A 13,717-nucleotide genomic window follows, 5' to 3' on the forward strand; every position below is an offset into this window, starting at 1 on the left:
AAAAAAGACATGTGCGGCATATCGGGGATGTGGGGAGACGTCCAGGAGGACACGGTCAGGGAGATGATGGGCCTGCTGGCGCACCGGGGCCCGGACGCAGAGGGGCTGTTCGTCTCCCCCGGCGGCCACGGCGTGCTCGGCCACAGGAGACTCAGCATCATGGACCCCGAAGGCGGAAACCAGCCCATCCATAACGAAGACCGCACCATGGCCATCGTGGCAAACGGCGAGATTTACAATTTCCCCGCGCTGAGGCCCGCCCTGGCCGGGAGGCACCGGCTGCGCACCACCAGCGACAGCGAGGCCATTCTGCATCTTTACGAGGAGCACGGCACGCGCGTGGTGGAGCACCTGGACGGCATGTACGCCTTTGTCATAGCCGACGGCCCCCACCTGGTGGCCGCCCGCGACCCCATCGGCATCAAGCCCCTCTACCTGGGCAGAAACGGGAAGGGCCTCTGCTTTGCATCCGAGCTCCGAGCCCTGGCCTCCTTCTGCGAGGAGGTCGAGGAGTTCCCGCCGGGCACGGTCTTTCACTCCGGGGAGGGTTTCCGCAGGTTCTACACGGTGCCGGACATCCCGGCGGAGGACAGGGCACTGGGGGAGCACGTGCAGGAGCTCAGGGAGACCCTGGAGAGGGCCGTGGTAAAGCGCCTGATGAGCGACGTCCCCGTCGGGGCGTTCCTTTCGGGGGGCCTGGACAGCAGCATCATCTGCGCCCTGGCCAGAAAACACCTGGATGAGCTGCACACCTTCTCCGTGGGCATCGAGGGAAGCAGGGACCTGGAGGCCGCGCGCACGGTCTCGCGCCACCTGGGCACCATTCACCACGAGTACATCCTTACCGCCCATGAGCTCAGGGAAAGCCTCCCGGGCATCATCTACTCCCTGGAGTCCTTCGACCAGGACCTGGTGCGCAGCGGGTTTCCCTGCTACTTCACCTCGAGGCTGGCCGCCGAGCACGTCAAGGTCATCCTCACCGGGGAGGGCGCGGACGAGCTGTTCGCCGGCTACACGTACTACAAGGGCATCGAGGCCGACGGCCTCCTGCACGGCGAGCTCCGCCGCTCGGTCTCCGCACTGCACAACGTCAACCTCCAGCGGGTGGACCGCATGACCATGGCCCAGTCCATCGAAGGAAGGGTCCCCTTCCTGGACCTGGCCATGATAGAGCTGGGGATGCGCATTCCCGCCCGGCACAAGCTGAGGGGGGAGCCCCCGGTGGAGAAGTGGATACTGAGGAAGGCCTTCGAGGACCTCCTGCCCCGGGAGATCATCTGGCGGAAGAAGGAGCAGTTCGACGAGGGAAGCGGGGCGGTGGACCTGCTCGAGGAAAGCCTCGCCGGGACGATGAGCGAGGCCCAGGCCGAGGCGTACCGGCAGAAGTGGCCCGAGACCTTCCTGCGCTCCCCCGAGGAGTGCTTCTACCACAGGCTCTTCATGGAGGCCTTCCCCAACCCCGGGCCCGTCCTCAGGAACGTGGGCCGCTGGGCGGAGCGCCCTCCGGAGATTTCCTGCTCCCTCTAGTGGAGCGCCCTGATAACAGCGAAAAGAAGGTCCGCCGCCAGGAGGACCGCCGCCAGGGCGTAGAGGACTTTCCTGAGTTTCGTTATCCGCACGGCCTCACCCTAATCGAGGAAAGAGAATATTTCCATGTGAATCTGCCCGTCCCGCACGCCCATCGCCGTGAGGTTCCCTATGGCGGCCTTTAACAGGCCGGGCGGGCCGCAGACGTAAAAACCCTTTCCGGCCGGGTTTTCGCCGGCGTATTTCCTTATCATCTCCTCCGTGATGTGCCCCTGCTCCCCTCGCCAGCCCTCCGGCGGGTCCCGGAGCACGTGGACCAGGGTGAGGCGGGGGTGCTCCGCCTTTTCCATCTCCGCCAGCTCCTCCCTGAAGACGGCGGAATCCCAGGTTCTGTTGGCATAGAGAAAAAGGACGTCCCGGTCGGCCTTCGTGTCCCGCATGTGGCGGAGCATGCTCATAAGGGGGGTCACACCGATGCCGCCTGCGATGAAAACGAGGTCCTTCTCCCCGGGGTGAAACACGTAGGAGAACCTGCCGAAGGCCCCCTGCACGGTGGCGGTGTCGCCGGGCCTGGTCTGCCCGATGGTGGAGGTGAAGTCCCCCAGGGCCTTTATGGTGGAGCTGACGTACCCGCGCTCCGTCGGGCTCGAGGAGACGGTCCAGTGGTGCTCTTCCTCCGGAAGCCCCTCCCTGCGGTGAAACGTGACGAAGTGAAACTGTCCGGGTGCGTAATCGTATATCCGTCCCCCCTCAGGCGGGGTCATCTTCACGGTCCAGACCTTCGGGGCTTCCTCGATGACCTGGCTGACCCTGTACGGAGCGAGCCTGATGGGCCTCAACATGGTGTGGTAGATAAAGACCGACAACGACGCCACGAGGAGGACAATCCAGAGGGTGCGGAGGGCGTCGTTGCTCTGAAGGTCGTCTCCCAGGAGCATGCTGTGGGTGAAGATGAACACCAGGATGGCCGGGCCCAGGATGCCGTGCAGGGCGCGCCAGCGCTCAAACGCGATGCGAAGCCTCCGCTGAAAGGCGCTCACCAGCACGTTGAAGAGCACCAGCAGGAGGGTCGCCCGCCCGAGCCAGACGGGCCAGGGCACCGTGACGCCCACGAGGACCTTGGCCCCGATGCCCAGGGTGAGCAGCAGGGGGTGGGCGACCAGCACGCAGGCCGCCAGGACGGCCATGAACTTGTGAAACCGGATGACGATGTCATAACCGAAGGGGCGCTCCATCCATTTTATCCGGGCCGCCAGGATGGGCTGGAGCATCAGGACGACGAAGGCCATGAGGGCGAGGCCCTTGGCCATTTCCACGACGAAGGCCTTCTCCGAAGAGGGCTCGACAATGAGGGCCAGGGTCGGGGCGGCCAGGACAAGAAGGGCGTACGGAACTATTCTTGAAAGAGCGGCACCCACAAGTCCCCCCCTCTCATGGCTCATGAGAAACTTCGCCGGCGTTTCTTCCCCTTTAGCATGGAAGCCGGGGGCTGTCAAACGCTCGCCCCGGCCGGTCCTTTCGCCTTGCCAGTCCCGGACATTTCGGAGTGTGTGAAAAGCCGCATTCGGCCCATCGGGCCTGTGTAAGATGACAGTTTTTGTCATGGACAGTTTGTCAATTGTTTCCAGCTCCCTCCGGTCAGCGAGAAGGTGTGCCAAAGCACCCAAACGAAGTTTATTCTGGATAAACAAGATGTTAGGGTCGTTCCGCTGCCTTTGGTACTGAATTTGCTTCTTCGGGGCCAGAAAGGGTTTTTGAATCGCAGCGGACGAGAAAAGGAGGTTGATGAAATGAGAAAAACGGTTTTGATTCTGGTTATCGTGGCCCTGGTGGCCTGGGCGGCCCCGGCCATGTCCTTCCAGACGCAGGGCAACGTGCCTGTCAGTGCCACTGTGCTGGGCATGTGCACCATCAGCGGGGGGTCCATTGCCTTCGGCAACCTGACCTCCGCCGCCCATCCCGTGGTGGTGGGCGTGGTGACCCAGCCCACCATCAACTGCACCAACGGACTGAGCTATACCATCACGGACGACGCGGGTGCCAACGACATTGCCGGCGCTCCGCAGATGACCGACGGCAGCGGCAACTTGATCCCCTACACGTTCACGTATAATGCCGGTCCGCTTGTCGGCTCGGGTGTTGACGAGACCCCGATGAACCTCGCCGCCCAGGTACCGGCAAATGGCGCACAGAGCAAGCCCGCGGGGGCATACTCTGACACCATCGTATTCACCATCACGTACTAACCGGAGGAGCCGAAAGGGGAGGGGGGTCCGGAAGGTCTCCCCTCTCTTTTGAAAGGGAAACGAAGGGCCATGAAAGGGTTGAAAAGGATAGGGACTTTCCGGAGGGGCCGCAGGGCCGCCTGGGGGCCCTCTCCGGCCGGCGAAGGCATGCGGATGCTCCTTCCGGTCCTGGTGATTCTTCTCCTTCTCCTTGTACTTCCCACGGTGGGAAGGGGGCAGAAGACCCACAGGGTGGAGGTGACCGCCTTTGTCGCAAGGCAGTCGTCCTGTTCGTTTTCCATCAGCGGGGCGGCTCTGACCTTCGGTCCCCTGGACCCCGCAAGCCCCATGGACGTCAGTGCCGACTCCCGGGTCTCCTATGTCTGTACGGGCGTGACGGGTCCGGCTTCCTTCTTCATCGAATCGGCGGAGGGTGGCGCGCAGGAGCAAGAGGCCACGAGCTTTCTCACGCATACGGAGATGCCCATGGAGAGCATCCCCTACGTCATCGGGCTGACGCCCGAGCCGGGGACCATCCCCGGGGAGGAAGGGGACGGCGTTCTCAGAGTGAGCGGGCACATCTCGGGCAGGGACTACGAGAACGTTTTAGCGGGAGCGTATGAAGACACGGTCTTCATCGTCATAGAGCGATGAATGCGGGGCGGCCTTTTCCGGGCCTCCCAACAAAGGAGGGCAAAAGCAGAGTGGCTCTGAAAAGAAGTCTCCGGGGAGGGCACAGGTTCGGGACCATGGCCCTTTGCGTTCTTTTCTTCCTGGGCGTCCTGGGGCAGGCGGCCTATGCCGCCCAGTTCAGGGTGACCCCCGTCCGGGTGGACCTGGACAAGAACAAAAGGAGCGGCACGGTCAACCTCATCAACGAAGGGACCGAGAGCGTCCGCCTTCAGGTCAGCGCGGTCCGCTGGACGCAGGACGCCCGCGGCAAGGACCAGTACGCCGAGACCGACGAGCTGGTCTTCTTTCCCAAGGTCATGGTTCTCGGACCGGGGGAAAAGAGGCTTATCCGGGTGGGCGTCAACGCGCCCGCCGGGGCCGTGGAGAAAACCTACAGGCTCTTCGTGGAGGAGATTCCCCAGAGAAAAAAAGACTCCGAAGGCTTCAACGTGACGGTGGCCCTGAGGTTCGGCGTGCCCGTCTTCGTCGCACCGGCCAAGGAGGCGGTCGCAGGCGACATAAAAGAGGTCTCCCTGAAGGACGGGAAGCTTAGGGTGACCGTCGCAGACAGCGGGAACGTCCATTTCATGATTACCTCCATAGAGGTGACGGGCGTGGGAGCGCAGGGCGAGGAGGTGTTTTCGCGGGAGCTCAGCGGGTGGTATCTCCTGAGCGGGGCGGAGAGGAGCTACCAGACGTCCATAGACACGGAGGAATGCAAGGAAATCGCGGGTCTTGAGGTCAAGGTCAAGACCGACAGGGTCGAAATGAGAAGGAAGGTCGATGTGGACGGCACGGGGTGCCCCCGTTAGGGCCCATCTCGTTGGATGTTTCAGGGGCCCGGAAAGAGCGAAGAAGGTATGGATATCGAGCGTTCTCCTCTTCCTGTTATTTGCCGGCCCCCTCGCGTGTCTGGCCCGGGAGGTGGCGGTTCTGTCGGTTTCCGTGAACCGGGAGCCCAAGGGCGAGTTCTTCGTCCTCATGGAGGATGGAGATTTTCTGGTCAGGGTGGAGGACTTGAAGGCCATGGGTCTTAGAGAGATAAGGGGCGGCACGCTGAGCGTGGAGGGGGAGCGTTACGTCTCCTTGAACGGGCTCAAGGGCGTCCGGTACGACTTCGACGAGCGGACCCTCACCCTTGCGCTCACGGCCTCACCGAGCCTTCTGCCGGAGCAGACGGTGGATTTTGCCCGGGGGTCTCCCGGGACGGTCTACTATCCCGAGGACACCAGCGCCTTCCTGAACTACGCTCTAAGCTACACGGACAGCACGGGCCCCCACGCGGACGTCTTTGCCCTGACCAACCAGCTCGGCCTTCGGGCCCGCGGCGTCCTGGCCCTTACCGACAGCCTGTACACCCACAGCGACCAGGAGGACAGGTTCGTCAGGCTCCTGAGCAGGCTGGTATATGACTGGCGCGGAAGCAGCCGGAGGCTCGTCACCGGGGACTTCATCACGACGCCCGGAGACTTCCGGCTCGGCCTGAACATGGGCGGGGTGAGCTTCTCCAAGGAGTTCAGCATCGACCCCTACTTCGTCACGTATCCGCGGCCCGCCCTGGAGGGCTCCGTGGAGCTTCCCTCGGAGCTGGAGGTCTCCGTCGACGGGCGCCGCATCCTCACCGACAGGTTCTCCCCCGGCGAGTTTCACCTCAAGAACATCTCCTCCACCGAGGGAGCGAGCACCGTGGAGGTGGTCCTCCGGGACCCCTTCGGCAGGGAAAGGACAATCGTGCAGCCCGTCTATTTCACCCGCGAGCTCCTGAAGCCCGGGGTCCATGAATACAGTTACAACCTGGGCATTCTGAGGCGGAATTTCGGCCTGGAAAGCTCCGACTACGGGGGCGTGGCCTTCTCCGCTTTCCACCGTGTGGGCCTGACCCGGACCCTCACGCTGGGCTACAGCGCCGAAGCCGCCGGGGACGTCTACAGGCTTTCCCCCAGGGCCAAGGTCCTTCTCGGACACTTCGGCATTGCGGATGTCTCGGCCTCCGCGAGCCGCGGCAGCGGCCAGTGGGGCGTGGCCGGCCTGCTCAGATACTCCTACGTGGGACGCACTGTGAGCGGGCGCTTCTCCCTGGCCGGCTTCACCCGTGCGTACGCCGTTCCCTTCGGCTCGGAGCTCGACAAACCCCGCTACAGCTTCTCCGCGGGGCTGGGGTTCAACCTCTGGCGGCAAGGCAACCTGACCTTCGGCTACTCCGACCTCGAGACCTTCCAGGGCAACGGCCGGTCCGCCTTCGCCGCCGCCTACACCCGGCCCCTGCCCGGACGGAACACCTACCTTACCGCGAGGCTCGATTACGTCCAGGAGCGAGACGGGCTGCCGGGGACCGAGTCGTCCTACACCTTCTTTGTCGGGGTCTCCCATCTTTTCAACGGCACGCACGTGAGCTTCGAGACCGAGCTGGGGGAGGACCGCAACGCGCAGCGCCTCGAGGTCCAGAGGAACGTCCCCTTCGGCGAGGGCCTGAGCTACCGGGCCTCGGTCCAGAGGCGCGAGGTGGAGGGGGAGGAGTTCTACACGACCGACCCGTACGTGCAGTACAACGGCCGGCACGGGGTGCTCCAGGGCAGTGCCCTGCTTACCGAGACCGAGAACGGCGACTTTCACTCTTACAGGCTCGCGCTTTCCGGAGCCCTGGTTTACGTGGGAGGAGAGGTGGGCGTGACCCGTCCGGTGCGGGACAGCTTCGGGCTGGTGAAGGTGGGCACGCTTGAGGGCGTACACGTGGAGGTCAACAACCAGGACGTCGGCACCACGGATGAGGGGGGCAGGCTTTTCGTACCCGACCTGGGCTCCTATGTGGACACCCAGGTATCCATCAGGAACGAGGACATCCCCATGGACTACGACATCGGGGAGGAAGAGCGCAACGTCTCTCCGCCTTACCGAAGCGGGACGCTCCTTTCGTTTCGGGTAGAGAAGTTCCAGGCCGTGACGGGGTTCCTCGCCGTGGAAACCGCCCGGGGCACCGTGCCTCTGGAGTTCTACGACGTCACTGTCCAGGTGGGGGACAAGCAGGTGGAATTCCCCACCGGAAGGGACGGGGAGTTCTACGTGGAGAACGTGCCGCCGGGGACGTACAAGGCGTCGCTGAGGTACAAGGGGCGCGTGTATGCGTTCTCCCTGACCGTGCCCGAGACGGAGGACGTCTTTATCGACCTGGGCACCGTGGTTGTGGGAGAGAAGGACGCCCGGCCCGCCTCCGGCGCAGGAGGCACGGCGGCGCCCGATGAGTCCCCCAAAGAACCTGCCTCTGAAGCGGCATCCCCGGAGGCGGCGGCATCCCCGGATGCGGCGGCTCCCGAGGCCCCCGAGGCTCCCGCCTATTACGTGGGCATGGCCCTCTGCCTTGACATTCCGGCGCGTGGCTTCAGTCCGAGCCATGACATGCCTTTGGCCCTCAGGAGGATGGCCAGGGTTCTGCGCCATAGCGGGGACCTGAAGGTTGCCGTTCAGGCCTGTGGGGACGGCGCGCGCCCGGGCGCGGACGTTGCGGAGGAGTATCTCGTGGCGCGGGGCTTCCCTCGGGCGAGCTTTATCCCCTGGAGACGGGAGGCCCGGGACGGGCTTTGTGGTCAAGGGCATGCTGCGCTGGCCGTTCTCCGGGTCGTCTTTCAGCCGGAAGGGGAAGAGCCGTTTTTGTTGTATGGGAACGGGCCGGAAACAATGAAATGCCAGCAAGAACGGGGTGTGACGTCATGAAAAGGGCGAGCGTTACAGCGGTCATATGCATGGCGGTTCTGCTTGCGATGGGAAGGGCGTGGGCCGTCCCTCCCCAGACGTGCACGCTTTCCACCTCACCCATCAACTTCGGCAACTACAGTTACCTCTCGGCGGCGGACCTTCTGTTTTCGGGGCCCGCCATCTCGCTTCAGTGCGACCGGGGCGTGGCAAGGCTGGAAGTCTCCATGGGGCCGGGCTCCGGGACCTCGGGGTTCAACCCCCGGCAGATGACGGGGCCCACGGCGGGGGACCTGATGAACTATAACCTTTACCGGGACGCTGGGAGTACGGAGATATGGGGAGACGGCTCGCCGGGCACCTTTACGGTCCTGGTGCAGAACAACTGGCAGCAGGTCCCGGTGGTAAACCTGAACGTCTACGGGAGGGTTCCCCAGGGGCAGCTCCTGAGGGTGGGCGTGTACAGGGATACCGTAACCGTTACCATCATGTGGTAGGGGGAAAATGCTCAAGATACTGAACGCTCTCAATGGTGAAAACGGTGCGATGGCCTCTCTCATGAACGGCCATGACGTCAGCGCGCCCATGCCGGACCGTCCGCTGGTGGAAAACGTCAGGGACGGCGAGTATCACCTTGTCCTGGTCGAGGGCGAGCCCGCCGTGGCCAGGGCGCTCCGGGAGGCGGACCCCCGGATTTCCATCATCCTCTTCGGACGGGAAGGGGAGGAGCTTCGGGCCGTCACCGAAGGGGCTACGGCCCATTTCACCCGGCCTCCGGACGCGGGTCGGCTGGCTGCGGTCATCAAGCAGGTGGACGAGGAGTTTGCCCTGAGGAAGGAGACCGGCAAGCTCGAAAAGGAGCTTCACGACAAGTACACCCTCTCGCGGCCCGTGGTGGGCAGGAACCCCAAGATGCTGGAGATGTTCTCCTTCATCCGGCGCGTCGCGCCGTACTATAAGACGGTCCTCATCACCGGCGAGACGGGCACCGGCAAGGAGTGCATCGCCCAGGCGCTGCATGAGCTGGGCTCCCCGGGGAAACCCTTCGTGGCCCTGAATTGCGGCGGGCTTACCGAGACCCTCCTTGAGAGCGAACTGTTCGGCTACAAGCGGGGGGCCTTTACCGGCGCTTTCTCGGACAAGAAGGGCCTCTTCGAGGCCGCCGGGGAGGGGAACATCTTTCTCGACGAGATCGGGGACATGCCCCTGTCCTTCCAGCCCGGCTTTCTCCGGGTCCTGGAAAGCGGGGAGTTCCGGCCCGTGGGAAGCAACCTCTCCCTGAGGGCCGCGTGCAGGGTCATAGCCGCTACGAACAAGGACCTCAAAGAGGAGGTCCGGGCCGGCAGGTTCCGGGACGACCTGTACTACCGCCTGACCCCCGTCGTCGTTCACGTGCCCGCCCTGAGGGAGCGCAAGGACGACATTCCGCTTCTGAGCCGGGAGCTCCTTGACCGGTTCAACCGGAGGACCGGGAGGAACATCCGGGGCATCTCGCGGCCTGCACAGGCCGCCATCATGGCCTATGACTGGCCGGGAAACGTCAGGGAGCTGGAGAACGTCATCGAGCAGGCGGCCATGGTCACCTCGGAGAGCTTCATACGACTTGAGGACCTGCCTCCTTTGCTGCGGGAGGGCCGGCCGCCGAAGCCCTCCGCGGAAGTGGATTCCCTGGACTCCGTCATCAAGGAGCACATCGCTCTGGCCCTGCGGCTTTCGGGGAGCAACAGGACCCACGCCGCCAGAAAACTCCACATCAGCAGGCGGGCCCTCCTCAGAAAGATGCAGAAGTATTCCCTCTCCTGAATATGCCATATCCGCACACCGGGCGAAAAGCGCACACCCGAATCTTTTCCGCTTCCTTTTCCCAAGCCTTTGATAAATAGCTGAAAATCGGCTTGCTGCGGCTCCTGCGTCTCTCGCCCAGCCTTCCTTCTGCGCCGAAAGCGCCCACCTCTTCTCTCCCGTCCCATAAATATCTTTATACAACAAAGAGTTATATGCTGGTATGGAAATCGCTTCAGATGGTATAGACTGGAAAGGAGAAGGATGATGAAACAGTGGGCGACCAAAGAGACGAAGGCAGTAAGCGCGGTGCTTCTGGCGCTGAGTGTTCTCTTCCTGGCTGAGGCGGCCTTTGCCCAGGGAACCCGGAGCCTCAGGGTCAGGGTCAGCGCCTATGTGCTCGCCCATGTTTCAATGGACGTTCAGCGGCAAGTGGCAGTGGTGCAGGTGACGGAGGAGGACATCCAGAGGGGGTACGTCCTTGTCAGCGCGGCCACCGTGTACCGGGTCAGGGCCAATACCCCGGCGGGCTATGTCCTGAACGTCCAGAGCATGGGTGGTCCCTTCAGCCGCATCGTCCTCATCGAAGGCGGCCGGGAGGTGGAGCTGGCAAGCGGGGGCGGCCTGGTCCACATGCCCTATCAGGGGGGGAAAGACGGGGAGACGAAGGAGCTGGGGTTCAGGTTCTACCTGGCCCAGAACGTCGCACCCGGGACGTACAGCTGGCCCCTGTCCCTGCGTGCGGAAACCTATTAGGGGGTGCTCCCCAGCGCCAGGGATATCAGGAGCAGGACGAAGGCGGTCAGCGCCGCCCCGGCGTGCAGAAAGATGAGCCTGACGGGAAGCTTTCGTTTCTTGAGGTGAGCGGAAAAGAGGGTCAGCCCGCCGAAGGCCGCCAGAACGAACAGGATGAGGGAGAAGATGGCCAACCCTCCCGCCTGCACCTGTGCAAGCCCCACGATAAAGAGAACCAGCCCCGAGGCCGCCACAACTCCATGGCCCAGGGCCAGGACGACGGGGACGTGCTTGCCGCTCATGTGCAGGTAGGCCAGGGTGGCCCCGCCCAGGGCCGCCAGAGCGAAAAGAAAAGCGGCCAGCGTCAACATCTTCTACCACCTCCGCATATCGATATGCCCGATGCTATCACGGGGTGCCCGGAGGGTCAAGGACACGGGCTCGTGTGTGCGGCTGGGCTCTGCGCCGGGCGAGGGAGCGAGATGCAGGAAACGCCCCAGTTTCCACATAGCCTTCGATTAACAGTGAGGCCCTATTTCTCTCCCACCGAGATGTACACGCTGCCGAAGTAGACCTCCTTAAATGCCATGGGTCTCAAGTAGCGGTTTATGGATTCCCAGGGCTTTCGCTCCGCCAGGTCCAGGGTGACGCCGAAGGGGCTGGTGATGAACACGAAGGCTCTGACGAGCCATTCCGGCCACGTCTCGGGCCTCTTGAAGTCCAGCACGACGAAGCGTCCACCCCGCACAAGGGCCTCCGCGCCCCGGCGGATTATCCGGTCGTACTCGGGCATGAGGGTGATGGCGAAGCTGGAGACGATGCCGCGCACTGCTTCGGGGAACCTGTAGTCGGAGGCGTCGCCTTGTACCAGTGCGACATTTCCCCATCCGTTTCGCCTGATGCGCTTCTCGGCCCTCTCGAGCATCTCCGGCGTCAGGTCCACCCCGATGACCCTGCCCTCCGGGCCGACGGCCTTCCTGAGGAGCCCGAAGTTCAGGCCCGTGCCGCAGCCCAGGTCCACGACCGTGTCACCGCCCTTGAGGTCCAGAAGCGAAACGGCTTTCCTTCGGTAGTGCATTTCCCTGAAGCCGATGAGGTAGTAGAGGTTTGCACTGAGGTCGTAGGCGCCCGCGCGCTTTCGGTAAAGGTCGGCGATTTCGTCCTTGCGGAGCGCCATAAGATGAATTATACGACCTTAACGGAAGAAGCGCAGTCCTCCGGGGATTCGCGCACCCGGCGCGGGCCGGTTTCGTAATCGCGGGACTTGGCTTCATCCCGGCATCGATTCAACCTGAATCCGCTTCTTCCGATGTGTCCCGGGGAAGGCGCCCTTGACGCCGGGAGGACATTCCTCGATAATTGTGAGAGACAGCGAAAGGGGGCGCCATGATCTTCATAGCCGGGGCCACGGGGTTCATAGGGACGCATCTTCTCACGAGGCTCAAGGAGAAGGGCATCGAGGCCCGGTGCCTGGCGAGAAAGCCCGCCAGCGCCCGGAAGGCCGAGGAGCTGGGCTTCGAGACGGCCGCGGGCGATGTCATGGACCGCGAGTCCCTCCGGGGGAGCATGCGGGGGGCGGAGATGGTGGTCAACCTGGTGGGCATCCTCCAGGAGAAGGACGGGGCGACCTACCGGCGCATCCACGTGGAGGGCTGCGGGAACCTCTTGGAGGAGGCCGCCCAAGCCGGGGTGAAGCATTTCTTTTACCAGAGCGCCCTCGGGGCCGACCTCCATTCGGACTCCCCGTACCAGAAGACCAAGGCCCTGGCCGAGGAGAAGGTGAAGGCCTCCGGCTTCCCCTATACCATATTCAGGCCGTCCCTGGTGGTGGGGGAGGGCGACGGGTTCACGCGGACGCTCGTGAAGCTCATCAAGTCCCCGGGTCCCATGATTCCCATTCCCGGGCGGGGGGAGGCGAAGTTTCAGCCGCTGTTCGTGGAGGACTGGGGAACCTGTTTTCTCGATATCGTGAACAACCCCGGCGCCCTGGGGAAGACCTATGAGTTGGGCGGCCCCGAGCACCTGACCTTTAACGAGATGGTTCAGGCCGTGGCCGAGGCCATGGGTGTACGGAAGGACCTGCTTCACATCCCCTCGGGCCTGGCCCGCCTGGGGGTGAAGGTGTTTGAGAAAACGCCGCTTGCTCTGGCCACCTCCGAGCAGCTCGCGCTCCTTCAGATGGACAATATCACGGACCCGGACGCGGTGAAGAAGAACTTCGGGTTCGACCCGAAGCCCTTCCGCGAGGCCCTGGCCGTTTTCATTTCACCACGAGGACGGGACAGGTAGCGTGGTCCACGACCTTCGAGGAGACGCTGCCCAGGAGGAACTTCCGTGCGCCGTGCCGCCCGTGGGAGCCCACGACCAGGAGGTCGACCTTCATCTTCTGGGCGGTCTCCAGTATCTTCTCGGCGGCCGGGCCCTGGCGGATGATGGTCTTGGCCTCGACGGGCTTGCTGGCCAGGGAGATGCGCACCTTCTCCATGGCCGTCTTCGTCTCCTCGGTCAGGGCCTCCACGATGCGCCCGCGGTCGATGTCGGAGAGCTCCGTCAGATAGAGCTCCGGTATGACTGAGAGCACGGTGAGAGAAGAGCTCATCGCCACGGCTATCTCCACGGCCCGCTTGAGCGCCTTGTCCGAGAGCTTCGAGCCGTCGTGGGCCACAAGGATTTTTTTCATATGTCCTCCCGTCGTTGAATACTTCTATTGTATAGGAAAGCCGTTCCGGCCGCCGTTCAGGCTTTCTCGAGCGCACAGCCGCGGCAGCGCGGCTCGCGGGGACGGCAGCGGTCCTTCCCCACCTGCACGAACAGCGCGTGAAACTCGTTGAAAAACGGCACCGTGTCCCAGCCCCGGGGGCCCGCGCCGCCCCGGGCGAAAAGCCCGTGGAAGAGGGCCTGAAACGTCCCGTAGGGCTCGGCGTAATCCATGATGCGATGGCGGGAGAGGACCCGCCGGGTGTAGGCGTCCACGACGAAGACGGGTTTCTCCAGGGCGTACAGCAGGATGCTGTCTGCCGTCTCCTCGCCCACTCCGTGAACCGCCAGGAGCTGTTCCCTGAGCCGTCCGGTCTCTGCGCGGCGCATTG

The 13,717-nt window shown here is 63.7% G+C and carries 14 protein-coding genes; 9 read left to right on the forward strand and 5 right to left on the reverse strand.

The features are described 5' to 3' along the window. The first annotated feature begins 9 nt into the window (after positions 1–9). A complete protein-coding gene (gene asnB, locus P8Y39_03850) occupies positions 10–1,527 on the forward strand; it encodes an asparagine synthase B (GenBank protein MEJ2191469.1) in 1,518 nt (505 codons plus the stop codon). Positions 1,528–1,628: 101 nt separating this feature from the next. Here asnB and P8Y39_03855 read toward each other — a convergent pair whose 3' ends face one another. Continuing rightward, the gene (locus P8Y39_03855; GenBank protein ID MEJ2191470.1) at positions 1,629–2,969 is read right to left on the reverse strand and encodes a ferredoxin reductase family protein; all 1,341 of its coding nucleotides are present in this window, start codon (positions 2,967–2,969) and stop codon (positions 1,629–1,631) included. Between the two features lie 348 nt (positions 2,970–3,317). On the opposite strand from P8Y39_03855, the gene P8Y39_03860 reads away from it, so the two are divergent. The 7 genes from P8Y39_03860 to P8Y39_03890 all read left to right on the forward strand — a co-directional run bounded on the left by P8Y39_03860 (position 3,318) and on the right by P8Y39_03890 (position 10,649). Continuing rightward, the gene (locus P8Y39_03860) at positions 3,318–3,773 is read left to right on the forward strand and encodes a spore coat protein U domain-containing protein (GenBank protein MEJ2191471.1); all 456 of its coding nucleotides are present in this window, start codon (positions 3,318–3,320) and stop codon (positions 3,771–3,773) included. Positions 3,774–3,842: 69 nt separating this feature from the next. After that, complete coding sequence (locus P8Y39_03865; GenBank protein ID MEJ2191472.1) at positions 3,843–4,406, forward strand: hypothetical protein; 564 nt, start codon at positions 3,843–3,845, stop codon at positions 4,404–4,406. Between the two features lie 50 nt (positions 4,407–4,456). After that, positions 4,457–5,236, forward strand: a complete 780-nt coding sequence (locus P8Y39_03870; GenBank protein ID MEJ2191473.1) for a fimbria/pilus periplasmic chaperone — start codon at positions 4,457–4,459, stop codon at positions 5,234–5,236. 133 nt (positions 5,237–5,369) lie between these two features. After that, on the forward strand, positions 5,370–8,132 hold the full coding sequence (locus tag P8Y39_03875; protein MEJ2191474.1) for a fimbria/pilus outer membrane usher protein: 2,763 nt from the start codon (positions 5,370–5,372) through the stop codon (positions 8,130–8,132). Next, the gene (locus P8Y39_03880) at positions 8,129–8,608 is read left to right on the forward strand and encodes a spore coat U domain-containing protein (GenBank protein ID MEJ2191475.1); all 480 of its coding nucleotides are present in this window, start codon (positions 8,129–8,131) and stop codon (positions 8,606–8,608) included. Before P8Y39_03875 ends, P8Y39_03880 begins: the two co-directional genes overlap by 4 nt. A gap of 7 nt (positions 8,609–8,615) precedes the next feature. Beyond that, entirely contained in the window at positions 8,616–9,914 is a 1,299-nt protein-coding gene (locus tag P8Y39_03885) for a sigma-54 dependent transcriptional regulator (GenBank protein MEJ2191476.1), read from the forward strand. Between the two features lie 243 nt (positions 9,915–10,157). Beyond that, positions 10,158–10,649 carry a hypothetical protein gene (locus P8Y39_03890; GenBank protein MEJ2191477.1) on the forward strand — a complete coding sequence of 164 codons (492 nt, stop codon included), beginning with the start codon at positions 10,158–10,160 and terminating at the stop codon, positions 10,647–10,649. Here the strand turns inward: P8Y39_03890 and P8Y39_03895 are convergent. Continuing rightward, a complete protein-coding gene (locus tag P8Y39_03895) occupies positions 10,646–10,999 on the reverse strand; it encodes a hypothetical protein (protein MEJ2191478.1) in 354 nt (117 codons plus the stop codon). The genes P8Y39_03890 and P8Y39_03895 overlap by 4 nt on opposite strands. 161 nt (positions 11,000–11,160) lie before the next feature. Further along, positions 11,161–11,805, reverse strand: coding sequence for a class I SAM-dependent methyltransferase (locus P8Y39_03900; protein MEJ2191479.1), 645 nt, complete (start codon positions 11,803–11,805; stop codon positions 11,161–11,163). 209 nt (positions 11,806–12,014) lie between these two features. Here P8Y39_03900 and P8Y39_03905 point away from each other — a divergent pair, with 209 nt between their 5' ends. After that, positions 12,015–12,917, forward strand: a complete 903-nt coding sequence (locus tag P8Y39_03905; GenBank protein ID MEJ2191480.1) for a complex I NDUFA9 subunit family protein — start codon at positions 12,015–12,017, stop codon at positions 12,915–12,917. On the opposite strand, the gene P8Y39_03910 is transcribed toward P8Y39_03905, so the two are convergent. Both P8Y39_03910 and P8Y39_03915 read right to left on the reverse strand, forming a co-directional pair. Then, positions 12,889–13,308, reverse strand: coding sequence for a universal stress protein (locus P8Y39_03910; protein MEJ2191481.1), 420 nt, complete (start codon positions 13,306–13,308; stop codon positions 12,889–12,891). The genes P8Y39_03905 and P8Y39_03910 overlap by 29 nt on opposite strands. 56 nt (positions 13,309–13,364) lie before the next feature. Beyond that, positions 13,365–13,717 (reverse strand): endonuclease III domain-containing protein (locus P8Y39_03915; GenBank protein ID MEJ2191482.1); only part of this gene is annotated, 353 nt, incomplete at its 5' end.

The organism is Nitrospirota bacterium (genome assembly GCA_037386965.1).
GTDB lineage: Bacteria > Nitrospirota > Thermodesulfovibrionia > Thermodesulfovibrionales > JdFR-86 > JARRLN01.